We start from the raw sequence: 23,314 nt of genomic DNA on the forward strand, positions 1-23,314 counted from the left end.
ATGATAAATAAGAAGAAACATCAACCGGTCCAGAAAGAAAAATAACAACCAGAAAATGTAGAATCTAAGGAGGAAAATAAGGCTTTTGAACATTTTAGCGGATGTTATTGACCTCCACCTTGCATCTGCATTACTTCTTCCATTGTTTTAAGTTCATATCCTTTAGGAACCTCTAAGGTAAATGGACCTGCTTTCTCTTCAGAAAATGCTTTAATCGTTGCAGTTGATTTTACGCCACGGTTAAACCTGGTGAATTTAATCGGAGTTCCTTTTACGTCTTTAAATTCCTGACCCATTAAACCTGCAGGAAGTTCGATATCGTTGGTTGCCCATAATTCATAAGTACCACCTTTGTCGTCTTTATAAGTGTATTTTTCAGCATTATAGGTTAAAATGGTTTGTTTTTCTCCTGTTGCTTTAAAGTCACTGAATTTAGGATCAGTCGCTTTTTCTTTCTCATAATCTGCTTTTGTTCCTTTTACAGCAATTTGCATTTGCGCTACCGGAACATCGATAAGTACCAGTGAGTTCAATTCGATATTGTCAGAGATTACCGTAATTGTAGCAGGTCCCTGTTGTAATTCAAATCTGGACATATTGCCATTGAATTTAACTTTAGTTTCTGTAGGCAGCATGGCAGCCATAGGTTCCTGTTCAGGAGTTAATGCATAACTGATTCCCAGGGTAATTGTTCCTTCAGTAATTTTCTTTTGAGCTTGTGCGAAGAGTGCTGCACTTACAAGAACTGCTGCTAAAACTCCGGTTTTGATAGATGTGAACATATAATAGTTTTTTTGTTTATGCTTTTTAAATTTACCAATTAATTTTCTCTTTGCTGATAAAGGCAGCAACACCTTTTTTGAAATCTTCACTTTCCCTTACCCTTGCATTGATCTGTACCGCCAGTGAAAGGCTGTTTTCCAGTTCCGGGTTCGTGGTTTGCCCAATCAATTGCTTGGTTACCATTAACGAATTTGCGGAGGCTTCAGTACACAAACTTAATGCAAATTCTTTCACTTTAAGACCAATATCCTCCTTGTTTGTTACAAAAGTGATCAGGCCATAGTCCAGAGCCTGCTGTGCAGAGAACAGTTCTCCGCTGAATAAGATCCGCTTGGCAATCGTTTCAGAGGTTTTTCTGAGCAGAAAACAAGATACAATCGCCGGTACAAAACCAAGTTTTACTTCTGTATAACCAAAACTGGCTTCGGGAACAGAAAAGGTAATGTCGCATACGGTAGCCAGTCCGCATCCTCCGGCAATGGCATGACCTTCGACTTGTGCGATCACTACTTTTGGCAGGTAATAAATAGTGGTAAACAGACGTTTCAGGTTTTCTGAATCCGCCAGGTTTTCTTCATAGCTGTTTTGTTGCAACTGCTGAAGGTAAGCCAGGTCGGCGCCCGCACTGAATGTGGTTCCGTTAGCTTTTAAGATGATGACTTTAACGGCTTCATCTTCAGAAGCGGTAATTAAGGTGTCGGTGAGGAGGCTCACGAGTTCGGGGTTTAAAGCATTGCGCTTTTCCGGACGGTTGATGGAAATGGTGGCAATCCGTTGCTCCACTGAATATAAAACTAAAGGCGCTGTCATGATCTTTCTGAGATAAATTCTTGTTTGCTTCAAAAGTAAAGAAACAAAACCAAATCAGCCCTGTCAGTCATTGGATTGCAGGGCTGATATTTGTCTGATATTATATTTTCCAGCTGAGATTGAATGCAAAGCTTCTTGGGTTTTGTTTAGCAACAAAGTAATAGCCGGCATAATAATCTTTATCTGTCAGGTTATCTATCCGAAATCCAAGCCTGACTTTCGAATTGTCATAAAACAGGGTTGAATTTAAGATGGTAAAAGCAGGTAGATTAAGTGTATTCGCATCATTCAGATAAGCCGACGAGTTACTGATCAGTCCAACTCCTGCGCCAAAATTTTTAAATATGCTTTCCTTAAATTTATAGCTGGCCCAACTGGTGAAAATATGTTTGGGAGTGGCCATTGGACGTTTGCCCTGGATTCCGGCATCGGCTTTAGTATAGAGGTTATCATTGAACCCATAACCAAGCAGGATATTGAAATTCTCTACCGGAGTAGCTGATAAGTCGACCTCTATCCCTTTACTTTTTTGTGTGGCGTCCTGTACGGAAAAATCTCTGTTATCCGGATCAGGGCGAACCTTATCTTTCACCAGAATGTCGTAATAGCTCAGCGTTCCTGAGAATTTTTTATCAAATAGTTCTACTTTTACACCACCTTCAAATTGATTGGCTTGTTCAGGTCTAAATAACTTATTGTCCCTGTTTTTTGCCGGACTATAAGTAAAACCATTTTGATAATTGCCAAATAGTGCGACCTGATCTTTAACAATCTGATAGGTAAGACCAATCTTTGGTGCTAATTTTTTCTGACTGTATGCCTCGGGTGCGATTCCTGAATTCAAGTCCACAGCACCATTATCTTTAAAGAAATCATATCTTAAAGAGAGAAGCGCTTGGAGGCGGTCGGTGAAACTTATAACATCGGACACATAAAAACCGTAATTCAGGGTAGCGTTCGAAGTAGGGTTAACCGCCGATTTTGAAAGTGTTTCCTGTAATTTCCGCTTGGAAATGTAATCTACCTTTGCCTGATTCAAATCAACGATATCATACATTTGGGTGATAAAATAAAAAGAGCTTTGACGGAGTGTACTTAAATTACCTCCAATCAAAAACCTGTTTTTTATTCCGGCAATATAGTGGGTTCCTGTGAAATTTTGCTGCAGCTGAATATTGGAATACTGATCACTCAATTGCCCGACTTCCCGTTTTAGCGTCTCCGGGTTCATCATGGTGTTTGTGGTACGGTATTGTTCGGGAGCAATGACCTGAGTATACGAGAATAAAGTCTGGGACTTCCAATTGTTATTGATTTTATAATCTCCCTGCAAAAAGATATTTAAATTATCGAACTTCTGATCAATTTCTCTGGAATTATAGGTTCTTGAAAAATCATATAAGGAACTGTTTAAAACTTTTGGATTCCATTGATATCCTGAATCAAAATCTATGGTCTGGACAGGGTTTTGATATATTTTTGCATATTCTACTTCAAGTAACAAATTTAGCTTGTCGTTGACCTTGTAAGAGAGGCTCGGATTCAGAAAGAAGTTATTTTGAAATGCAAAATCCTGATAGGAATTCTCTTTATGGATGGCGCTGGTAACTCTGAAGCGTAAATCACCCGTTTTATCTAGCGGAGAACTCAGATCCACCGTTAGTCTGCTCAAACCAAAGCTTCCGGTTGTGTATGATGCTTCTGTGTAAAAGTGATCCAGTGGCTTTTTAGTTACCCGGTTCACTAAACCACCGTAAGAAGAATACCCACTTCCAAACAGGGTTCCTGAAGGACCTTTCACTACCTCAATTCTCTCAATATTAATGGGGTCAACTGAGGTGGCCTGATAGGCAGGGATTCCGTTTCTAATGTAATTATCTGTATAAAAGCCCCTCATTAATGAAAATACACGCCCATTGCCTGCTTGAGTCAAAGAATTAACTCCTGGTGCACTTCGCAAAGCAGTTTTATAATCAGCGGCCATCTGTTCCTTAAATAATTCTTTGGGGATTACTGAGTAAACCTGCGGGTTTTCAAGATTCTTCAGTACCATTTTTGCAACCTGTTCAGTCTCCTTATCAGTAATTTTAGACATTTTTCTGGACCTGATGGCTACTTCATCCAGCGTACTTCGGTCCTCCCTTAAGATGAAATGCTGAATGATAGTCTGGCCTGCAATAACGGTTATGGTCTCTTGTTGAGTTTGTAAACCAACATAATTGGCGGTAATAAGGTGTTTTCCAACCTCAATGTTTTCGAGTCTGAAATTTCCATTTTCATCTGTCTGGGTCCGGCGTTGCCCTTTTATTCCAATGGTTACAAAGCCTGCAGGTTTGCCATCGCTCGTTTTGACCGATCCATTTACTGCACCTTTTCCTTTTCCGGGTTGAATCTTAATCTGGTTACCCGTTACCGTAATTCCACGCGCGTTGCGATCCAGAATTTCCTCCAGGACTTTATACAAAGGAATGTTTTGATAATTTAAGGTAACCTTCTTCCGGAGATCCAGCAAACTGGAGCTGTATATGAATTCACAGTTTGTTTGTTTTTCTATTGCTGAAAGCGCTTCGCCCAATGTCAGTGTGCCAAGTGACAGGCTGACCGGCTTTTGCAGGATGCTCTGCTGAGCCAGCACAGGTTTCGCCAGCGTAAAGATGAGCAGAAAAAATAGAGCGGGTTTAAAAAGTAATGTTGATGTTGAATAGGCTCTAAGCGCTAAAAATTTCATATTTTTGAGTAATGTAATTTGAGTTTTGAATTGAATTTCGATTGCAGAGCCCGGTGTTAAGTTTTGCCGACATGGCACCGGGTTTATTAATGTAGCGTTTACCTGCGCTTAAGGAGGTCGTTTTTTATGCATATGGGGTTTTATTGGTAAAGTGAAACTTCATTTTGCTTGATTTTGTATTTTAAATTCATTAAATAAGAAAGGTCTTGTAGCAGGGATGATAAGGATGGGTTTTTAAAGTCCCCCTTGATTTTTAATGGAGATAAAGCCTGATCTTTTATCCGGATTTTTACGTTATACCATCTTTCAATAATTGGAATAGCTTCTGAGAGTGGAATGTCATTAAAATGGAGAATATTGTCTTTCCAGCTTAAATAAGAAGAAGCTTGTACAACACTTTTTTCCATTGAGTAATTTCTGAAAACTGCCCTGCTGTTAGCGGTAAGGATCAGTGTATCGGTACAACCAGGAGCCGAAAACTGTACCCGCCCCTCATCGATAACAATAATGCTGTGCTGATCATTGGCAAACTCCTTCAGGTTAAACCTGGTCCCCAATACACGTGTTGTGGTATGTTTTGTTTCCACCGTAAAGGGTTTATCTGGGTTTTTAGCGACAATAAAATAGGCCTCACCACTTAGGATAACATGTCTTTGCGAATTTGAAAACTGCGGTGGATATTTAAGGCGGCTACCTGAATTGAGGTGAACTATAGTGCCATCGGTAAGGGTGATGATTCTTTTTTCTCCATAAGGCACTGCAACTTCATGATAAGAGGTAATAGACAATGGAGCAGCCTCCTGGGAAACATAGTGTTGCTGTAAAAAAAATACGGCAAGTAAAACTGATGCTGCAACAGCGAAGATCCATTTTTTTGAGTGTCTGAGAGGTAAATGTCCAGGCTTTAAACTTTCCGTGTTTTCAGATGAAAGGATTGTTCTTCCGATGCGGTTGTTTATTGACTTCATCATCAGCTCTTTTTCTTCGGATTCATTTAAATCGTCAATAAAATAATCCTCCTGAGGTTCAGCACTTGCAAGCCATTTCCTGACGAGGAACTTTTCTTCTTCAGTACATTCTTCAGACCAATAGCGTTTCAGAAGTTGAGGATTTATTTGCATGATAAGGGATGTTTTGTAATAGGAGTTACGCAACTTTCCTTTTCCCCTTAGTGCATAGCGAAAAATCAATCAATTAAATATTAATCAATTGATTTTCAGTGCGATAATTTTAGTTGTTGACTACCTTTAAACTCGTTCTAAGCGATTTTAGCGCTTTATTTAAATGTGCTTCCACTGTTTTCTCTGCAATATTTAACCGGATGGCTATTTCCGGAATACTGAGTTGACTGTTTCTGCTCAGCTGATAGACCTCTCTGCACTTAGATGGCAGTTTACTCACCAAAGAATTTACAAAATCATTCAGATCTTCAAAAAGAATGGTTTCTTCTGTATTATGTACAGTTTCGCAATGAAGTTTAGAGATGGACTTTAAATGTTGTTCATGGAGGTATTTATCCCTGAAATAATTGGCAATTTTTAGCTTAGCTGCCCCAAACAAATAAGACCTCATGTTTGTCACCATGTCCTGCTGATGTCGACGGTCCCAAAGACTACAGAAAATATCCTGCACCATCCCTCTTGCGCGTTCGGTATCTTCGGTATGAAAGCGGCAGAATGCAAATAGCTTTTTCCAGTGTTGATTAAATAACAACGTAAATTGCTCTTCATTAAGCTGAACTATTTTGTTTTCGTCCTGAAAAGATCCATTCTTATTTTTCACACAATAGCACTGTTAAAATCAAATGTAGGTTTTTAATTGGAATTATTCTAAATAAACAATCAGGTAATGTAAATCGATGGTGACCTCCTGATATCCGTTTTGATTACTGATTATCTGCAGGAAGATGGCTTTGAAGCTGGATTGGACTTACCATACAGTAATGGGCATTATCATCTGGGTTTAGTCTGTACCAAGTCTTTACTTGCTGCTTATTTGCTTCTTTTTTGCAAGGAGGTTGATAGGGCCTTATAGGGCCTGGAGCCCTGTCAAGCCCTATTGTTGTAGGATGAAAATTAATTCTAAATCAGAAGTAAATAAAGGCAGTGTACGGCGAATGTATTGACTTTAATAAAATTTATTACTTATATTAGTGCTATTGACTATAGAGTTGTTAACTTTTATTATTAAACATTAATCTATTAAATATGGCAAAAGCGGCAAATGGTCCATTGGGGACCTTAAACGGAAAATTACACAACCTGGTATTTTATGTGCTAAACGGACAACATGTTTGTCGTACGATAGGCGATCCGGGTAAACCAAGTATCAATCAGCTGGCCAACCGACAGGAGATGTCAGTCACGATGCGTTTGGTGAAATCCATCAGAGAATTTATCAGTGTCAGTTTTGACCTCGAAGCTCAGGGAACAGTTAAAAACGCACATAACCTGGCTACTTCTTATATTAAAAAGAAGGCCTTAAAGGGCCAGTATCCTAATCTTTCAGTGGATTACAGTAAGGTAGAGCTCAGTCATGGCACTTTAGAAGGAGCAACAGACCTTAAACTAGAAAAGACAGACAAAGGCGTACAGGTCAGTTGGAATACCGAAGGACGTTATGATGATATGGTGATGATTTTGCTTTGTCATCCTTTAAGAAGAAAAGCTACATCCCTTATTAATGCCAGCCGTAGAGATGCAGGAACCTGTTTTATTGAATTGCATCACGATGGATTTCTGGATGAGCCGATAGAGGCATATATCTGTTTCAGATCTGCAGATGGCAAGGAAATTTCAGACAGTGCGTATTTAGGAAACCTGAACGGAGAAGCAGAAACTGAGGAGCGGATCAGCCAGAAAAAGAAATATGCTGAAGTAAAAAAGCGGTTTGATATCGTAGAAGCTGATTATTTACAACAAATGAAGGGCAACAGGGGGAATCCCGTCGATAGCAAGGCTTTCCGAACATTGGAAAAGGAGTATCAGGTATTGAAGAATAAACTGGAACACCTTCCGGGGAAGCCTGGTTAGCATTATAGTTGCTCATTATGGAGGAACCAGTTTTATTGATTTTACCTGATATTGGTCTAAAGCAGGCCGGATAAAATAAATGAAGGCTTTGTCTTGTTTTGTTAATGTGGTGTATACGGTGGCCCGATTGGAAAAAATATAGGCTATTGCCTGCTGTTTAGGGATTTTGAAGGTAATGATTTTACGCTGATGGTAAGTACGGATCTGATCATGGCTAAGAAAGCCTTGTAAGAGGATAAGCACGGTCAAAGAAATGAAAAATGCTTTTTTCTGATGATGTACGATTGCGATGACCAGGAAAATTAAGGCCAGGCATAGCAATATGAACTCAATTTTACTGATCCAGATGCCAGACAAGCTGGAAAAAGGAAGTTGGGAAATCCATCGGAGGCCCTGGTTTGTGAAATGGATCAGCCATTCAAAAAGAGATGCAAGAAAATCAAATCCAGGAAAGAGAATTATAATCCCAAGATACATCAGTAAGGCGATGGGAATCAGGATAAACACATTGCTAAGGAGGAAATAGAGAGGGAACTGATGAAAATAATAGACTGAAGAGGGAAATGTAAATACCTGTGCGGCTAAAGACATTGCAATCACTCCCCATAATTTGTACAGCCATTTGTTTTCAATAGGCCAGGACTGCTGAATTTTTGGTTGCAGGTACACCAGACCGCTAACGGCTAAAAAAGAAAGCTGAAATCCCACATCCCAAAGAAGAAAAGGCTGGTAAACCAGTATGCAGAATGCACTAAACGCAACGATATTATAACTATTGGCAGGTCTGGACCATGATTTTGCAATCAGGAAAACGGAAAGCATCAGAACAGAGCGGAGCACAGAAGGAGAGAACCCTGTAAGCAAGGCATAAAACCAAATGGCTGGAAGGATCAGGATCAGTTTAATCAATTTACCCCGTTTTCCGGAGTTCAGAAAACTTAGCAAATGATTCAGGACCATGTAAATCAGTCCCACATGCATGCCCGAAACGGACAAAGCATGGATCGTTCCTGTTTTTGCATACACATCCAGGGTGTCTTTGCTGAGGTCTGTGCGGTAGCCAAGAATAAGGGTCGAAGCCAGGGCTATCGCTTCTTTATTTTTGATCAGCTTTGCATAGCGCTTCAGCTGCTGTTGTCTCAGTCTTAAAGCGAATGTCAGAATCGGGTTGCCTTTGTTTCCCTTTATTTTTAAGTATTGCTGAGGATACAGGAAGGTTTGGTGGTTTATGTTCTGAGTGGCAAGCCAGGCTTTGTAATCAAATTCGGAACTCAGGTGTGGAGGACTGACCTCCGAAAACAAAGAAGGAATGATCAGCACTTCTCCATAATAAAGAGTTAAGATAGTCTTAACAGGTGTTTTTATGGCAACCATGATGGCTCCTGAAGCAGGTTTGGGAAGGAGGTAAACTCCTTGCTGGCCGCTGTCTGCGCTGATTTGGTAACTGAGCATTACTTGTGCTTTAAACCTGCATATCCCGTTTTTATATTGAGGTTCTTCTATGATGCGGATTTTTAAGTAGCTGGAGCTTGTTTTGCTAAAGTGATCTGATTTTAATGATTGGGTATAGCTGATGCAGGACAATCCGCCAAAAAAGAACAGGAGCAATTGAAGTATGGATCCGGTAAAGACTTTGAAACGGTAAGCTTTGATTTCTTTATACCTGAAGTTTATGAATGCTAATCCAATAAATAAGAGGAGATTAAGCGAAGTTAAAAGAAGAATCCCAGGCACTGGTTTGAAGCCGTAAAAGAAACTGATTCCTAAAGCGTATGGGATTAGGATGCGCAGAAAGCTGAGGCCATTCTGATGAGGAACATGCATGGCCTAAAACTGATAGCGTACCTGTAGCTTCAGGTCTGATTTTTTATTCCCTGCAATTTCATCTAGCCCGGTGCCAATCTTGGGTTTATCCTGATAAATGTAGATCGCATACCTCGCCCAAAGGTCCAACGGCTTCAACAAACGATACCTTAAATTCAGATAGGTTCTGATGCCTTTGCCATGATAGCCACCTGAACCTGTCCCAGATAAAACATCATCCTCGTAAGCATAAATCCGGGAGTTATAGGAGTCGGTATGGAAATAAGCAAGCCGGACATTGCCTGATAATCTGGAAGACAATGGGGAATAGTGAAGGTCCTGATAGATCAGATAACCCAACTCCGTAGTTTTTGCTCCCTTTTGGTAACTGATGACCTCCAGACGTTGCTGGGACTTGAATTTTTTGTTAAACTGCCAGTTGCATTCCAGTCTGTAATTTGTTTTAATCAGGTCCTCCAGGGTGCGATCAGGGTTTCCCGTATCTGGATTTTGCTGTTTTTGTTCTGTTTTAAACCAGGCGCTGAGTTGTAGCTTTTTGGTAGGCTGATATTGTAAGCGGGAAAGTATTTCGTATCCTGAAGAAGGGGCATCTACCCGGTATCTCAGCCATGGGAACTTAAAATAATCGAAGTAAAGGGCGAATTTCCAGTGTTTATGAAGGCTGTAATTTATGCCTAAATAAGCCCCTTTTTCATTGGCGGTGCCGGAAGCTTCTCCGATAGACTGACTAAAGAAATTATGGTAGTCTTTATCATAACTTCGATATACAAATACTGCCGATAAGCGCGCAGAGATACTGGCCATCGCTCCCTGTAAAATTGCCCAGCCACCATCAAAGCTCCGGGCTGCTTCCCCATAAAAATAAACATTCTGAAAGGTGTAATTGTAATGCAGACCAACATTGCTCAACTGATCGCCTGCAAAGTTGTATTTCTTATAAGGCGGACTACTATTGCTAAAAGAATAGCCATACCTGGATTGATAAGCAACAAGGCCAGCACTGAAATGCGCTGCCAGATATTGAAATGCAAAGCCATAGAGCTGTTGATTCAATGTCTTCCTGTTTCTGAGTTCTGTCTGGGTCCTGTGTAAACCGCTTTCATTAATGGTGCTCAGGGTTAGCGAACCATCAGGCCAAATTTTCAAACTGGCATCTCTTTTCCTGAAAGAGAAAAAGGGACTGAGGTAAAAATGTCCGGATAAATGAACGGTAGCAGCAATACCCCGGAAAAAAGCGCCTTCACTGGTAGAGGTATAGGACTTTAATCCTACATCTTTGCTGGCCACACTGGTTACATCCGGGCCTTTCCCTAGAGAGAAGCCAGACCATAGCGTTAAGCCTTGTCCAAATTGAAGGCTATAGTCTCCGATGATCAGCTTGCTAAGCCGGTGGAACTTATAAATTGCCAGGTTTCCGGATAGAAAATCTATTGCTGGTTTTCCGCTAAACAGGGTTTCCCCGGCATCCTTCTTCATGACCAGAGATGCGGAAAGCAGGTCTGCATACTGGTATTTATAGCGGAAAAGGAGTTTGTCGGGACTCCCCAGATATCTGCTTCCAGGTAGGCTGGTGAACCCTTTCTGCTGTTGTAAGAGCCTTCCATATCGAAGCATCACCTGATGATTGCCCTTCCGGTAAAGGTTGTTCCAGCTTAAATTGGCATAAGGATTAACTGGATTTAAGGTAACAAAAGGCAATAATTTGTCTATGGTTTCCGGATCGAAATCAGGAATAGATTGTAATTCCAGAAGGTCCAGTAGTTTGCCGTTAACGGAGAGGTGCTGAAAGAAATTGCTGATTTGCAGGGGCGACAGGAAAATGAGTTTTTTTAACTCTTCCGGGCGGGTATGGTTCAGGTCTATGGGATGTTTCCTGAAGAAATCCAGCTGATCTGTCAGTTCAGCAAGCTCTTCTTCCTCATTCCCATTTTCAGCAAGTCTTTCTTTAAGGTCTTTTACCTGCTCCTCTTCCTGTGCGAAGAGGAGGGATCCTGGGAAAATCAGAATAAGGAAGAAGAAGAGTCGGAGTGAAGCTGGCACCATGATGCCTAATCACCGTATTATTTATTGTAATAAAAAATTATTTAACTAATAATTTATATTTCCTCGTTAAGCTTCAATAAGAAGTCTTTCAGTTTCTCCAGCGAAGCGATGATCTTTTGGTTTTCTTTTACTTCAGAGGTATTGTTTTTTAAGTGTTCTTTAGCTCCTTTAAGGGTGAAACCCTTATCGTCTACAAGGTGGAAAATGATCTTTAGGTTTTCAATGTCCTCAGGGGTAAATAAACGGTTTCCCTTTTTGTTTTTTTTAGGTTGCAACACATCAAATTCCTTCTCGTAAAAGCGGATCTGTGATGCATTTACGCCAAACATTTCGGTCACCTCACCCATCGTATAATACATTTTATTAATTTCCCGTTCTTTGTAAGGCATAGTTTGATCTTGATTATTAGTGGTTTACGGCTTTTATATAAAGTGTTCAAATGTAAAGGGATTTTAGTAGAATACCGCAATAAAATTTTAATTTTGTTCTCCATTAATATAGAGAAGGATGACAGCTAAGGAAATCAGACAGGCTTACTTAAAATTTTTTGAATCGAAACAACATCATATTGTTCCCTCTGCACCAATTGTAGTAAAGAACGATCCAACACTGATGTTCACCAATGCGGGAATGAACCAGTTTAAAGATTTGTTCCTGGGAGAAGCGCCTATTAAATATCCTCGTGTTACAGATACACAACGTTGTTTGCGCGTTTCCGGGAAACACAATGACCTGGAAGAAGTAGGTATTGATACCTACCACCATACGATGTTTGAAATGCTGGGCAACTGGAGCTTTGGAGATTACTTTAAAAAAGAAGCCATCGCCTGGAGCTGGGAATTATTAACTGAAGTATACAAAATCCCTAAGGATAAATTATATGTGTCCATCTTCGAAGGAGATGAAAAAGAAGGACTGCCAAGAGATACTGAAGCTTACGACCTTTGGAAACAATATGTACCGGAAGACCGGATCATTCTTGGTAATAAAAAGGATAACTTCTGGGAAATGGGTGATACTGGTCCCTGCGGTCCCTGCTCAGAGATCCATGTAGATTGCAGAAGCGAAGAAGAACGCAAAGCAGTGAATGGAAAAGATTTGGTGAACGCGGATCATCCTCAGGTAATTGAGATCTGGAACAATGTATTCATGCAGTTCAACCGTCTTAAAGATGGCTCACTGCAGCCATTACCTGCACAACATGTGGATACAGGAATGGGGTTTGAACGTCTGGTACGTGTGTTACAGGAAAAATCTTCTAACTATGATACGGATGTGTTCCAGCCAATGATCCAGTTTATTGCAACACATGCAGGAGTGGTTTATGGTGCCGATGAAAAGACGGATATCGCTATGCGTGTAATGGCTGATCATATCCGCGCCATCTCTTTTGTAATTGCAGACGGACAATTGCCTTCAAATAATAAAGCAGGTTATGTAATTCGCAGGATTCTTCGCCGCGCGGTAAGGTATGCTTATACTTTCCTGAACCTGAAGGAGCCTTTCTTAAACCAATTGGTACCGGTATTGGCTGAGCAGTTTAAAGGCGTATTTGAAGAGCTGGTTTTACAACAGGATTTCGTGCAAAAAGTAGTGCTGGAAGAAGAAGTTTCCTTCCTGAGAACTTTGGCCACAGGAATTCAGCGCTTTGAAAATTATACTAAAAAACAAGGCGAATTGCTGATGTCGGAAAATGCCATTGAACTGGAGAAATCTTTTGAAGACAACTGGGTGTACAGCATTTTGAAAGACCAGATGGTGATTTCAGGAGAATTTGCTTTTGAACTGAACGATACTTATGGTTTCCCGATAGATTTAACAGAGTTGATGGCCAGGGAACAACGCTGGACCGTTGACATGGCTGAATATGATAAAGCCTTGTTAAAGCAGAAAGAAAGATCAAGAGCGGCAACTGCTGTAGATACCGGCGACTGGATTATGGTGAATGCCAATCTGGAAACTGATTTCGTAGGTTATGATGATTTTGAAATAGAAACACAAATTATAAAATACCGTAAGGTGAGTGCAAAAGGCAAGGAACAATATCAGATTGTGCTGAGCAAAACACCATTTTACGCAGAGAGTGGTGGTCAGGTAGGAGACACAGGCCGCCTGGAAGACCATAGCCGTCTGTTCTTTGTCGAGATTACTGATACCAAGAAAGAAAATGGCGTAATCGTTCATTATACAGATACTTTGCCTGAAGATTTAGATGGTTTGTTCTGGGCAGTGATTGATGAAGATAAGCGCTTGTTATCCCAAGACAACCATACCGCTACGCATTTACTTCATGCAGCACTTAAAAAAGTGTTGGGTAGCCATGTGAACCAAAAAGGTTCATTGGTAAACCCGGATTACCTGCGTTTCGATTTCTCGCATTTTGCAAAGATCAGTGATGAGGATTTGGCTAAAGTTGAACATTTGGTGAATCAAAAGATCAGAGAGAATATTCCTTTGAAAGAACAACGAGACATTCCTTATGACCAGGCGATTTCAAGTGGGGTGACGGCCTTGTTTGGAGAGAAATATGGTGATTTTGTACGTGTCATTACTTTTGATGACCATTATTCAAAAGAGCTTTGCGGAGGTACCCATGTGCAGGCAACCGGACAGATTGGTTATTTCAAGATCATTTCTGAGAGTGCTGTTGCAGCTGGGGTAAGACGTATTGAAGCCATTACCGCTGATAAAGCGGAAGCTTTCATCTTAGACCAAAACAGGGAACTGAATGAGTTAAGAGCATTGCTTAAAGGAAATAAAGATTTGAAATCAGCAGTGTCTGCATTGCTGGAAGAAAATTCAAAGCTGAAGAAAGAGGCAGAGAAAGCAGTAGGGGAGCAGTCTGCGAACCTGAAACATGAAATCGTTCATCACCTTAAAACGATCAATGGGGTGAACCTGATTGCAACTCATGTGGATTTGCCAAATGCTGATGCGGTTAAGAACCTGGCTTTCGCAGTGAAAGACCTGGTAGATGATCTTTTACTGGTATTTACTACTTTAATTGATGATAAACCTGGTATTACGGTGATGCTTTCAGAAAACCTGATCAAGGATAAAGGCTTAAATGCTTCGAATATTGTGAGGGAACTGGCTAAAGACATCCAGGGTGGTGGCGGTGGTCAGCCGTTTTATGCTACTGCAGGCGGTAAGAACAAGGATGGTTTATCTGCTGTTCTTGCTAAAGCAGCAGATTTAATCCCTGCATAAGGTATAAAAGTAACAGGATAATTTTAAGGTCTTTGATAAAAAAAGGACCGGTTATAAAGCAGTCGTGCTCAGGAGTTTTTTTCTGAACATGACTGCTTTTTTTCTTGTTTTATTATTTATCTTCGATATCATTAGTGCTTTGCTAAAATCAATTTCGTATGAAAATATTCGTTGTCGTGTTACTTTGTTTGCTGGGTTTTTCGTTAACATTTCAAGGATATGGTCAGGTAAAACCAGGCAGGCTTTTAACCAATCAACAGATCTCTGATCTGGTGGACTCCGTAAGCGCTTCATTAAAGAAGCATTATATTTTTCCGGACAAAGCGGATGCTATGGTTAAATATATGAAGGCCCAATTGCAAAAGGGCGTATACAAAAAACTGGTTAATCCTCAGCAACTGGCTCAACAGATTCATAATGACATCAGGGGTATTCATTATGATGCTCACCTCCATATTGCTTATGAACCTCAAATGCAAGCTCCAAAAGCATTAAGTCCGGAGCAATTGGCTCGGGCACGAAAAGAGGAGTTATCAGCTGAAAAAGAAAATAATTTCAATCTTCAAAAAGTAGAAGTCCTTCCGGGAAACATTGGCTATTTCCGTTTCAATGGATTTACTTCGCAAACTGCAGCAGCACAAGCAACATTGAACGCTGCATTAACCTTTTTGTCTAATACAAAAGTTTTAATGATCGATTTGAGGTTTAATGGCGGAGGAAGTGCTACTGCTCCCTTGTCAAGTTACTTCTTCAAGGATAAAACACATTTATTTGACAACGTAAACACTTTTAGTAAAGATACCTTGTCATTTTATACTGATCCATCCAGTACAACTGGTCTGGTGTTAACGATGCCCGTTTATATCATTACAAGTAAAAATACCGCATCGGCTGCCGAGGCTTTTTCAGCTTCAATGCAGGCTTTGAAACGCGCTACAATTGTGGGCGATACGACATTAGGTGTTTCGCATCAGACTGGTTTTTTTCCATTAGGAAATGGATTTTTAGCTAAAATTCCTTTTGCCAGACCTGTTTCTACCTCAGTGTTTAAGGATTGGGAAGGGACTGGCGTGATTCCGGATGTGGTGATCACTGAGGAAAAAGGGTTAGTGGGAGCTCAGGAAATTGTTTATAGAGATTTAATGCAAAAAGCCGCTACTGATAAAGAAAAGAAGGCTATTCAATGGGCAATCAATGATCTAAAGGCAAGTGCTGATCTTCCTAATCCAGAGCCGGGAGTTTTGAACAATTATGCTGGCACGTATGCAGGAGGAATTAATTTCTTTGTAGAGGGTGGCGGGCTGCGTTGTAAAAATCCGGAACGTGGTGGAAATGACGTTTTTAAATTGAAACCTGTTACCGACCATGTTTTTGTACTTGATGAAAACGTTCAGGTTGAATTTGTGAAAGACCTTTCGGGCAATTATTCCAGTATGAACATGCTTTGGAAGAATGGAAATATAATTCAGAGAAATAAGGAGTAACGGTAAGAAAAAGGGATTCGGGAGTTCTGATGATGCGGTGAAAATAAAATATTTTAAACAAAAAAACCGGAAGATTTTTCTTCCGGCTACAGCAGGTCATAAACCGGCCTGTTTTATTTAAGAACCCAGTAACCAAGGGCTAGCCATATCAGCCCTTTGACTAGAAAAAAGAGGAATCCCCAGATCCCAACTTTCTTCAACCATTTTAAGATGTTGGCTTTTCTTTCTGATGTGGGTGTATTTGTCATAATTAAAGCGATTCTTTCAGGACTTCGCGCCAGCTCTCTAATTCAGGGATTCCAGGCTTGCGTTTACCAAAAAATTGAACAATCATTTCTCCGTTTTTGTCAAACAATTCGATAGAGTTTACATCACCATCTGTTGAAGGTTTTACCACCTGCCATACGCTGCGAACTTCATCTTCACGAAGGTGCAAATTAAATTCTGGATCTAAAACATTAAACCATGGTCCCATATCTACTAGTTTTGTAATATTTCCACTGTGGATCTGTATACAACCAGCGTTCCCGGTGAAAACCATTACCGGAACCTGTTTTTCTGAACAGGAAGTCATGGCTTTTCTGAAACCTTCAACAGAAGTTTCTTTTGCCCTTCCGGCAGGAGCCAGACGTAAGGCTTGTGTTCTGGTCACTTTGAATTTTCTAAGGATCATGAAGAACTCATGGCTGTCTTTCATGTTGTTCCAGGCTTCATGGAATCCGGTTACATCGATCTCTGCATCTGCCAGTTCCGGTTGAGGAGCTGCTTCCGGAGCTTTCTCGATCAATACCGATTCCTGATCTGCTTTGCGGAAATTTTGGATCAGCTGCTGATAAGCTTCCTCATTGCTGCGGTCTGTTAAATATATCTTGTGAAGGGCCGTACCATTGGCATCAAAAAACTGAAGGCTTTTACGTCCGTTTTCTTCTACTGCAAAGCCGTGTTTCCACTGGCGGAGGAATAAACGTAAGTCAATATCTTCACCAAGCACCAATCCGGCATGAGGTGTAAAAGAGATGTCTTCATAAACCCCTTTTCTTTCATTTACGCAATACTCATTGCGGGTAAGGGCCATTACATAACCCAATGAGGTTACCGATTCCAGGATTTTCTCGAAATCAGGTGCTAAGAAAATGACCTGTTGTCCTAATCCGGTCATCAGTAATTCGGCTTCAGTTACCTCTAGTTCCTGTGCAGCTTCTCTGATGCGTTTTTTAGGGTTAGCAATTTTATAGGCTTCATATTTTTGTTTCAGGCTGTTTGTTTCTGTAATCATGGTGTTGGGTTTTTATGATATTGAACTTAAATTAACTGTTGAGTTTTTAGGAATAAAGAAGGGTTTGAGGGTCTTTGGGTTGGTAAATACATCAGAATCAATCTCAAATACTTCATAAATGTTTTTGGTACTTAATACCTCTGAAGCCGTTCCATCATACCATTTCCTGCCGTTTTTAAGCATCAGGATCCGGTCTGCATACTGAGCAGCGAGGTTGATGTCGTGTAAAATGCTGATCACCATAAAACCTTTTTTAGATAAGGCTTTGGCAATGGCCAATGTTTGTTGCTGGTATTGGAGGTCTAATCCGGCTACAGGCTCATCCATCAGGAGCAAGGCATTGGGAACATCCCAGATCTGCACGAGAATTCTGGACAATTGTACCCTTTGTTGTTCTCCACCTGATAAGCTCAGGTAAGAACGTTCAGACAGGTGTGTGGTGCCGGTTAGCTTCATCACTTCCTCACAGATTTCCCTGTCTTTTAGAGAAGGATCATTCTGATAATGAGGATAACGGCCCATCATTACAATTTCATGTGTCAGAAAAGCCATGTTTACAACATTCTGCTGGTTGAGGACTGCTCTTTTTAAAGCCAGTTCCGGAGCAGAATAATGACTGACTTCCTTATGGTGCAGGGTAAGGCTTCCTTTGGAAGGTTTCCGCTCTCCGCTTAACATCCTCAACAAAGTTGATTTTCCCGCACCGTTAGCTCCAAGAACAACCAGCATCTCGCCCGGGCGGATGCTGAAGGAAACATCCCTGACCAGCATGCGATTCCCTGTTTCATAACTTATGTTTTCTGCGATTAACATGTTTTTGAGGTTATAAAGTCAGCTTTTTCTTGTCCTTGATTAAAATATATAAAAAGAGCGGCGTGCCTAATAAAGCGGTAATTACTCCGATAGGAAGTTCAATCGGGGCAATGATCGTTCTGCAAAGCATATCCGCCAGAGTGAGCATTAAGGCACCCATTAAAGCAGACGCTGGTAATACGTATTTATTGTCTACTCCGATCAGTAATCTTACCGTATGCGGAACAAGCAGACCTACAAAACCAATGATTCCGGATACGGCCACTGCTGCACCAACAGCCATCGTGGAAAGAATCACTACGTTTCTTTTAATGCGGTTGATGCGGAGCCCGAGTTGATTTGCCTGTGTTTCCCCCAGTGCAAAAGCATTTAGTGCCTTGCCCATATAAGGGAGGACAAATACTGGTATGAGCACAAAAGGAGCAATGGCGAGAACGGTTTCCCAGGTAGCACCGCCCAAACTTCCAAGCATCCAGAAGGTAATATTCCTCAGTTGCTGGTCGTCTGCCATATAGGTGATCAAGCCGGTGAGTGCACCCGCCAAAGCATTGATTGCAATTCCGGCAAGGAGCATCGTGGCCACATTTGATTTCCCATCCGTCCGGGAGATCTGATACACCAGAACAGCGGCAATTCCTGCACCTGCAAAAGCACCAAAAGCAAGGAGGTAATAACCCAGCAGGTTGCTCAGGCTGGCGAAAAGTGCCATTTCCAACACAATTACAATGACCGCCATTAAGGAAGCTCCGGCAGAGATTCCGATTAATCCCGGTTCTGCCAGTGGGTTTCTGAAAATCCCTTGCACAGCTGCTCCGGAAATACCCAATGCTGCACCGACGAGAATACCAAGTGCCACTCTTGGAAGGCGGACGATGTTTAAGACACCTTCATGTTGCATACTGACCACGGAGTTCGTAAACATGCCAAGTTTTTTTGCAAGGATCAGCAGTACATCAGTCACAGGAATCTTCACAGCGCCTAATCCCAGAGAAAATGAGGCGGCCATAAACAGCGCTGCGGTCAGCAAAACATAAAGGGTTGTTTTCTGTATTACCATTTGCTGTTCAATTCTTTGATGGCTTGAGGAAGCCTTACGGAGAAATTCACCATTAATTCTGCATCCATCTGGATGATTCTTTTATTCTTTCCTGCGTTGGTTAAGTTGACACCAGGCATTTTTAAAATGCTGTTGATGCCTCCCAGGCTCTTAAATCCGAAATCAAACATCAGGATGATGTCCGGGTTGGCATTGACCAATGCTTCTGTAGTATAAGGTTTGAAATTTGAAAAGCCCTGAGCTGCATTTTTTCCTCCGGAAAGGGTAATCATGGCGTCCATATTGGTGCTTTTACCAGCCACCATCATTACTCCGGTTCCACGGGCATAGATGAACAACACGCTGGGGTGCTTTGGGTTTTTCTTTACGAGATCCAATGATTGTCCAATGTTGGATTCCATTTGTTTCACCAGTGCTTCTCCCTTCTGAACAGCTTCAAGTGCAGCGGCTACAGATCTGATAAATGCGGAAGCGCCTTTTACGGTATATTCCTGTTTGATACTGATGAGTTTGATGCCTGCAGATTTCAACTGATAGGCAATGGCTTTAGATACATCTCCCTCAGGGGCGATCACAAGATCAGGGGAGAAGGAGATGATGCCTTCAGCTGATAAGACCCGGTTCTGGCTCACCTTTGGTAACTTCGCCACATAAGCAGGGTAAATACTGGTCACATCTACGGCTACGATCTGATTTCCAAAACCTAAGGCGTCTACGGTTTCTGTGAGCGCAGCACCTAAAGTGATGATCCGTTTAGGCGCAATCGCCGAGGAGGTTAAATAAGACAGGAGTACCAGTAGAAAGGTAGGAAGCGCTTTGATCATTTTTTCGTTTGAGTATTCGTATTTATAACGACACAAAGAAACCTTTAATTATACTCATTCCAAATAATTATTTTTTATTTGTCGGTATTGGTATGTTTTCTGTTTTAGCACAGTAAAGGTGGTTTGTTGTGGTGGTTTTTTGAGCTTATCTATTTGTTTTTTAGTCTGTTGAGTCGGTTTTTGTCCGTGTCGTAATAACGGCTTTTCTTTTAATTCTTCCTATAATATATCCCGAATCCGTAAATGTTATCCCGAAAAGGTTAAAAATAATCCCTTTTACGTTGTGCAGATATTAGTAAATCTAAGCATATTTGTACACTTTATTTAGACTCATTAAAAATAATATAGATATTTGAATGTACCACTACATCACTAAAAAGAATTACTTATTAGCGCTGCTGTTTTTCCTGACCAATGCCGTGACAGCAAAGGAAACTAAGGGGAAATTGACCGGAGTGGTATATGATGATGCCAATAAGCCCCTTTCGGGGATTACGGTTTCTCTGGAACCGGATATGCGCCGTGCGATAACAGATAAAAAAGGGGCATTCGAGTTCGACCGTTTATATGCCGGAACTTATACTTTAAAAATTTCTGCCATTGGATTTGGGACACATATCCAGGAAGTGGAAGTAGATGCACAGGGAAAAAATACAGTAACGATCCGGTTGACACGGAAAAACGAATCTCTAAAAGAAGTGAGTGTGACCGGGGTTCACGGAAATCCGGACAATTTCATCGACATGACCAGAACAGCAATGCCAAGCACCGTCATTACAAGAAAAGAGATTGAACAGATGGGGAGCAGAAGACTGGACGAAGTGTTAAAAGAGCAAACAGGCCTGTCGATTGTCAATGATATTGGTTCTGGCAACAGGGCTGTAGGTTTGCAGATGCAGGGTTTTGACAGCGGTTATACCATGATCATGATCGACGGGCAGCCAATGGTTGGCCGCAACAACGGGAATTTTGACCTGTCCAGGATCACGGTTTCCAATATTGAAAGAATTGAAATTATAAAAGGTGCTTCTTCCTGTTTGTTTGGTAGTGAGGCACTTGCCGGGGTAGTTAATATCGTTACCCGTAAAAATATAACTGAACCGCAAGGCATGGCAGCGATACGCTACGGAAGCTTTAATATGCTGGATGCGACACTGGAGGGGGAAACTCCTTTTGCAGGTAAAAAAGGTTCTGTGTATTTATCCGGCAATTATTACCGTACCGACGGATTTAACTCTAACCCCTATATCAAAGAAGGAAAAACAGCGCCTCCTTTTGATAGTTATACTTTCCAGGGTAGGGGACGTTACCTTTTGGGCGAAAACAGTACCCTGAATTTTAATGGAAGGTATGTAAACCGGCATTCGGTAAATGAAGTATCCTATGGGGTGAAGCCAACCAAAGATGTGATGGACGAATATGACCTCAATGGCTCCGTATCCCTGAACCATAATTTTAAAAACGGGACGAGGTTAAAAACTCAATATTACCTGACCCGTTACCAGACCAAACAGGATTTTACGGATCTGAATACCAGTCTGATCACACCTGGCAGTCAGTTTAAGCAATACCTGCACCGCGCGGAAGTACAAGCTGCACAGCAGTTATTTACCGCAGTTGAACTGACCGCAGGAGCCGGTGGGGCTTATGAATTGCTGGACCATTCTTCCTATAAGGGGAATAAAAGCATGAGCAACTATTTTGCTTATGGACAGGCCAACTGGAAGTTAAATCAGGACCTGAATTTTACCGCAGGAGCAAGGTATGATTATCATGATAAATACGGCTCAAAACTGAATCCCAGTCTGGGCCTGCAGTACCAGGTATTGCCCAACCTTACCTTTAGGGCAGCAGTAGGAACAGGATTTAAGACACCCAATTTCCAACAGTTGTACATGGTATTTACCAATCCTCAGACCGGATATACGGCATTGGGCGCGGAAGAGTTCTGGAAAGAATTGCAAATCTTAAAAGATGCCGGACAGATTAAGAGTGTATTTCCTATCGCAAAACAGGTTGGGACGTTGAAACCTGAACGCTCGGTTTCCTATAGTACCGGCTTTACTTACCAGCCGCTGACTACAGTTAAACTAGATGTAAACGTGTTTTATAACGATCTGAAAAATTTCATCAACTCTGAACAGGTCGCGGTTAAAAATAATGATCAGCAGGTATTCTCCTATATGAATATCGCCAAAGCCTATACTGCGGGAACGGAAATCGGACTGAACTGGTCTGCTACAAAATCATTAACGGTTGCTGTCGGTTATCAGTTATTATATGCAGTTGACAAAGGAGTGATTGATTCCATAAAAAACGGGACCGGTTTGTTCGCTAAAGTGTACGATACCCGCATCAATCAGCTGAGGAACTCGGAAAGAAAAGATTATTTCGGAATGAGCAACCGTTCCAGGCACATGCTCAACCTGAAGCTGAGCTATGCGGAAGAAAAGACAGGGATCTCCGGTTCTGTCCGGGTAAGCTATAGGAGTAAGTATGGGTTTATGGAAGACAACAGAGCGAATAATTTCCTGGATCATTATGACACTTTTGTATCCGGCTACTACCTTTTCAATGTAGCACTTCAAAAGACTTTTTACCGCAAACATTTACAATTACAACTGACCGGAGATAACCTCATGAATTACCGGGATCAGCTCATGCCTGCCCAGCAGGGACGTGCCATCCTGGTGGGATTGAGCTGGAGATTTTTTAAAGATTAATTGAAGAAAAATGAATAAGAAACTGAAATCAGCATTGTTGTTTAGCCTGACCATATTATGCTTTAGCTCCTGTACAAAGGAGCAGGTAAAACCACAGTTGGAAGATGGGAAGAGTACCATCATTCAGGACCTTGCCGGTGATCTGGGCGCTTCTATGGCGGATGGAATTGATGGAAAGGTAAAACGTCCTTTTGAGGACTGGTACTTTAACCTCAGGACCAAAGAACAACTGAAAGACACCCTGAAACATGCAAAAACGATGAACTGGGATATCGGATTTACAGGAATCTACAATTCAATGATTGTGGTGAACAACGGAGCAAATCCTAAAAGCCCGGGTTATGGCGGACAAGGGAAAGGATTGATCATTGCGCTGGAAAAAAACTATGCTGAAGTGATTGAAGCGCCCAGCCTGGAAGAGATGAAAACTAAAAACCTGTCGTTTGTGGGTTGGGACGCCTACCCGCAACCAGACAACAGGGGATGGTACTTCTATGATATGAAAACCCACATCTCTGTGGCGGTTAAAGGGAGAACATTTGTGTTGCTTACCGCAGATGGCAAGTTCGCCAAGCTGGAAATGAAAAGCATTTATAAAGGAAATCCGGTAACAGTGAGCGACCTGCATTGGCCTGCCCCTTATTTCACCTTCCGCTACTTTATTCAGGAAGATGGAAGCCGAAACTTAAATACCAATTAAAGATACA

17 protein-coding genes are annotated in these 23,314 nt (G+C 41.4%); 5 read left to right on the forward strand and 12 right to left on the reverse strand.

Translation table 11 applies throughout. The features are described 5' to 3' along the window. Positions 1 to 104 precede the first annotated feature (104 nt). From BUC20_RS24920 to BUC20_RS24940, 5 genes are all read right to left on the reverse strand, one after another. Complete coding sequence (locus BUC20_RS24920; protein ID WP_073235648.1) at positions 105 to 782, reverse strand: DUF4412 domain-containing protein; 678 nt, start codon at positions 780 to 782, stop codon at positions 105 to 107. A gap of 31 nt (positions 783 to 813) precedes the next feature. Then, positions 814 to 1,593, reverse strand: a complete 780-nt coding sequence (locus BUC20_RS24925; RefSeq protein ID WP_073234536.1) for an enoyl-CoA hydratase/isomerase family protein — start codon at positions 1,591 to 1,593, stop codon at positions 814 to 816. A 100-nt stretch (positions 1,594 to 1,693) separates the two neighbouring features. Next, positions 1,694 to 4,321: a TonB-dependent receptor gene (locus BUC20_RS24930; RefSeq protein ID WP_073234539.1), complete on the reverse strand. Its 2,628-nt coding sequence runs from the start codon at positions 4,319 to 4,321 to the stop codon at positions 1,694 to 1,696. 140 nt (positions 4,322 to 4,461) lie between these two features. Next, entirely contained in the window at positions 4,462 to 5,442 is a 981-nt protein-coding gene (locus BUC20_RS24935) for a FecR family protein (protein WP_073234542.1), read from the reverse strand. 109 nt (positions 5,443 to 5,551) lie between these two features. Then, a complete protein-coding gene (locus BUC20_RS24940; RefSeq protein ID WP_073234545.1) occupies positions 5,552 to 6,103 on the reverse strand; it encodes an RNA polymerase sigma-70 factor in 552 nt (183 codons plus the stop codon). A gap of 425 nt (positions 6,104 to 6,528) precedes the next feature. On the opposite strand from BUC20_RS24940, the gene BUC20_RS24945 reads away from it, so the two are divergent. Further along, the gene (locus BUC20_RS24945) at positions 6,529 to 7,353 is read left to right on the forward strand and encodes a DUF6266 family protein (protein ID WP_073234547.1); all 825 of its coding nucleotides are present in this window, start codon (positions 6,529 to 6,531) and stop codon (positions 7,351 to 7,353) included. Between the two features lie 15 nt (positions 7,354 to 7,368). Here the strand turns inward: BUC20_RS24945 and BUC20_RS24950 are convergent, their stop codons facing one another. The 3 genes from BUC20_RS24950 to BUC20_RS24960 are packed head-to-tail and all read right to left on the reverse strand — an operon-like array spanning position 7,369 to position 11,609. Then, positions 7,369 to 9,177, reverse strand: a complete 1,809-nt coding sequence (locus tag BUC20_RS24950) for a ComEC/Rec2 family competence protein (RefSeq protein ID WP_073234550.1) — start codon at positions 9,175 to 9,177, stop codon at positions 7,369 to 7,371. 3 nt (positions 9,178 to 9,180) lie between these two features. Next, positions 9,181 to 11,220 carry a helix-hairpin-helix domain-containing protein gene (locus tag BUC20_RS24955; RefSeq protein WP_073234553.1) on the reverse strand — a complete coding sequence of 680 codons (2,040 nt, stop codon included), beginning with the start codon at positions 11,218 to 11,220 and terminating at the stop codon, positions 9,181 to 9,183. Positions 11,221 to 11,273: 53 nt separating this feature from the next. Next, the gene (locus BUC20_RS24960) at positions 11,274 to 11,609 is read right to left on the reverse strand and encodes a MerR family transcriptional regulator (RefSeq protein ID WP_069380672.1); all 336 of its coding nucleotides are present in this window, start codon (positions 11,607 to 11,609) and stop codon (positions 11,274 to 11,276) included. A gap of 118 nt (positions 11,610 to 11,727) precedes the next feature. Here BUC20_RS24960 and alaS point away from each other — a divergent pair, with 118 nt between their 5' ends. Together alaS and BUC20_RS24970 are read left to right on the forward strand one after the other, a co-directional pair. Further along, a complete protein-coding gene (alaS, locus tag BUC20_RS24965) occupies positions 11,728 to 14,430 on the forward strand; it encodes an alanine--tRNA ligase (protein ID WP_073234556.1) in 2,703 nt (900 codons plus the stop codon). 158 nt (positions 14,431 to 14,588) lie between these two features. Beyond that, on the forward strand, positions 14,589 to 15,914 hold the full coding sequence (locus BUC20_RS24970; protein WP_073234559.1) for a S41 family peptidase: 1,326 nt from the start codon (positions 14,589 to 14,591) through the stop codon (positions 15,912 to 15,914). A 250-nt stretch (positions 15,915 to 16,164) separates the two neighbouring features. Here BUC20_RS24970 and BUC20_RS33605 read toward each other — a convergent pair whose 3' ends face one another. Genes BUC20_RS33605 through BUC20_RS24990 form a run of 4 tightly spaced genes read right to left on the reverse strand, consistent with a single transcriptional unit; the run spans position 16,165 to position 19,884 of the window. Then, on the reverse strand, positions 16,165 to 17,190 hold the full coding sequence (locus BUC20_RS33605; RefSeq protein WP_084529262.1) for a hemin-degrading factor: 1,026 nt from the start codon (positions 17,188 to 17,190) through the stop codon (positions 16,165 to 16,167). 12 nt (positions 17,191 to 17,202) lie between these two features. Further along, positions 17,203 to 18,003, reverse strand: coding sequence for a heme ABC transporter ATP-binding protein (locus BUC20_RS33610; protein ID WP_084529264.1), 801 nt, complete (start codon positions 18,001 to 18,003; stop codon positions 17,203 to 17,205). A gap of 10 nt (positions 18,004 to 18,013) precedes the next feature. Further along, positions 18,014 to 19,060, reverse strand: a complete 1,047-nt coding sequence (locus BUC20_RS24985) for a FecCD family ABC transporter permease (RefSeq protein WP_073234565.1) — start codon at positions 19,058 to 19,060, stop codon at positions 18,014 to 18,016. Beyond that, positions 19,054 to 19,884, reverse strand: a complete 831-nt coding sequence (locus tag BUC20_RS24990; protein ID WP_073234567.1) for a heme/hemin ABC transporter substrate-binding protein — start codon at positions 19,882 to 19,884, stop codon at positions 19,054 to 19,056. Before BUC20_RS24990 ends, BUC20_RS24985 begins: the two co-directional genes overlap by 7 nt. A gap of 356 nt (positions 19,885 to 20,240) precedes the next feature. On the opposite strand from BUC20_RS24990, the gene BUC20_RS24995 reads away from it, so the two are divergent. Then, on the forward strand, positions 20,241 to 22,607 hold the full coding sequence (locus tag BUC20_RS24995; RefSeq protein WP_084529266.1) for a TonB-dependent receptor: 2,367 nt from the start codon (positions 20,241 to 20,243) through the stop codon (positions 22,605 to 22,607). A gap of 10 nt (positions 22,608 to 22,617) precedes the next feature. Further along, entirely contained in the window at positions 22,618 to 23,307 is a 690-nt protein-coding gene (locus tag BUC20_RS25000) for an HmuY family protein (RefSeq protein WP_073234570.1), read from the forward strand. Positions 23,308 to 23,314: the final 7 nt, after the last annotated feature.

Origin of the sequence: Pedobacter caeni (assembly GCF_900129215.1) — a bacterium.
GTDB lineage: Bacteria > Bacteroidota > Bacteroidia > Sphingobacteriales > Sphingobacteriaceae > Pedobacter > Pedobacter caeni.

Bases quoted from the DNA above. Each gene is read 5' to 3' on its own strand.
- BUC20_RS24935 (WP_073234542.1), bottom strand. From the start codon at position 5,442: ATGCAAATAAATCCTCAACTTCTGAAACGCTATTGGTCTGAAGAATGT.
- BUC20_RS24960 (WP_069380672.1), bottom strand. From the start codon at position 11,609: ATGCCTTACAAAGAACGGGAAATTAATAAAATGTATTATACGATGGGT.
- BUC20_RS24920 (WP_073235648.1), bottom strand. From the start codon at position 782: ATGTTCACATCTATCAAAACCGGAGTTTTAGCAGCAGTTCTTGTAAGT.
- BUC20_RS24990 (WP_073234567.1), bottom strand. From the start codon at position 19,884: ATGATCAAAGCGCTTCCTACCTTTCTACTGGTACTCCTGTCTTATTTA.
- alaS (WP_073234556.1), top strand. From the start codon at position 11,728: ATGACAGCTAAGGAAATCAGACAGGCTTACTTAAAATTTTTTGAATCG.
- BUC20_RS25000 (WP_073234570.1), top strand. From the start codon at position 22,618: ATGAATAAGAAACTGAAATCAGCATTGTTGTTTAGCCTGACCATATTA.
- BUC20_RS24985 (WP_073234565.1), bottom strand. From the start codon at position 19,060: ATGGTAATACAGAAAACAACCCTTTATGTTTTGCTGACCGCAGCGCTG.
- BUC20_RS24955 (WP_073234553.1), bottom strand. From the start codon at position 11,220: ATGGTGCCAGCTTCACTCCGACTCTTCTTCTTCCTTATTCTGATTTTC.
- BUC20_RS24945 (WP_073234547.1), top strand. From the start codon at position 6,529: ATGGCAAAAGCGGCAAATGGTCCATTGGGGACCTTAAACGGAAAATTA.
- BUC20_RS24970 (WP_073234559.1), top strand. From the start codon at position 14,589: ATGAAAATATTCGTTGTCGTGTTACTTTGTTTGCTGGGTTTTTCGTTA.
- BUC20_RS24950 (WP_073234550.1), bottom strand. From the start codon at position 9,177: ATGCATGTTCCTCATCAGAATGGCCTCAGCTTTCTGCGCATCCTAATC.
- BUC20_RS24930 (WP_073234539.1), bottom strand. From the start codon at position 4,321: ATGAAATTTTTAGCGCTTAGAGCCTATTCAACATCAACATTACTTTTT.
- BUC20_RS24925 (WP_073234536.1), bottom strand. From the start codon at position 1,593: ATGACAGCGCCTTTAGTTTTATATTCAGTGGAGCAACGGATTGCCACC.
- BUC20_RS33610 (WP_084529264.1), bottom strand. From the start codon at position 18,003: ATGTTAATCGCAGAAAACATAAGTTATGAAACAGGGAATCGCATGCTG.
- BUC20_RS33605 (WP_084529262.1), bottom strand. From the start codon at position 17,190: ATGATTACAGAAACAAACAGCCTGAAACAAAAATATGAAGCCTATAAA.
- BUC20_RS24995 (WP_084529266.1), top strand. From the start codon at position 20,241: ATGTACCACTACATCACTAAAAAGAATTACTTATTAGCGCTGCTGTTT.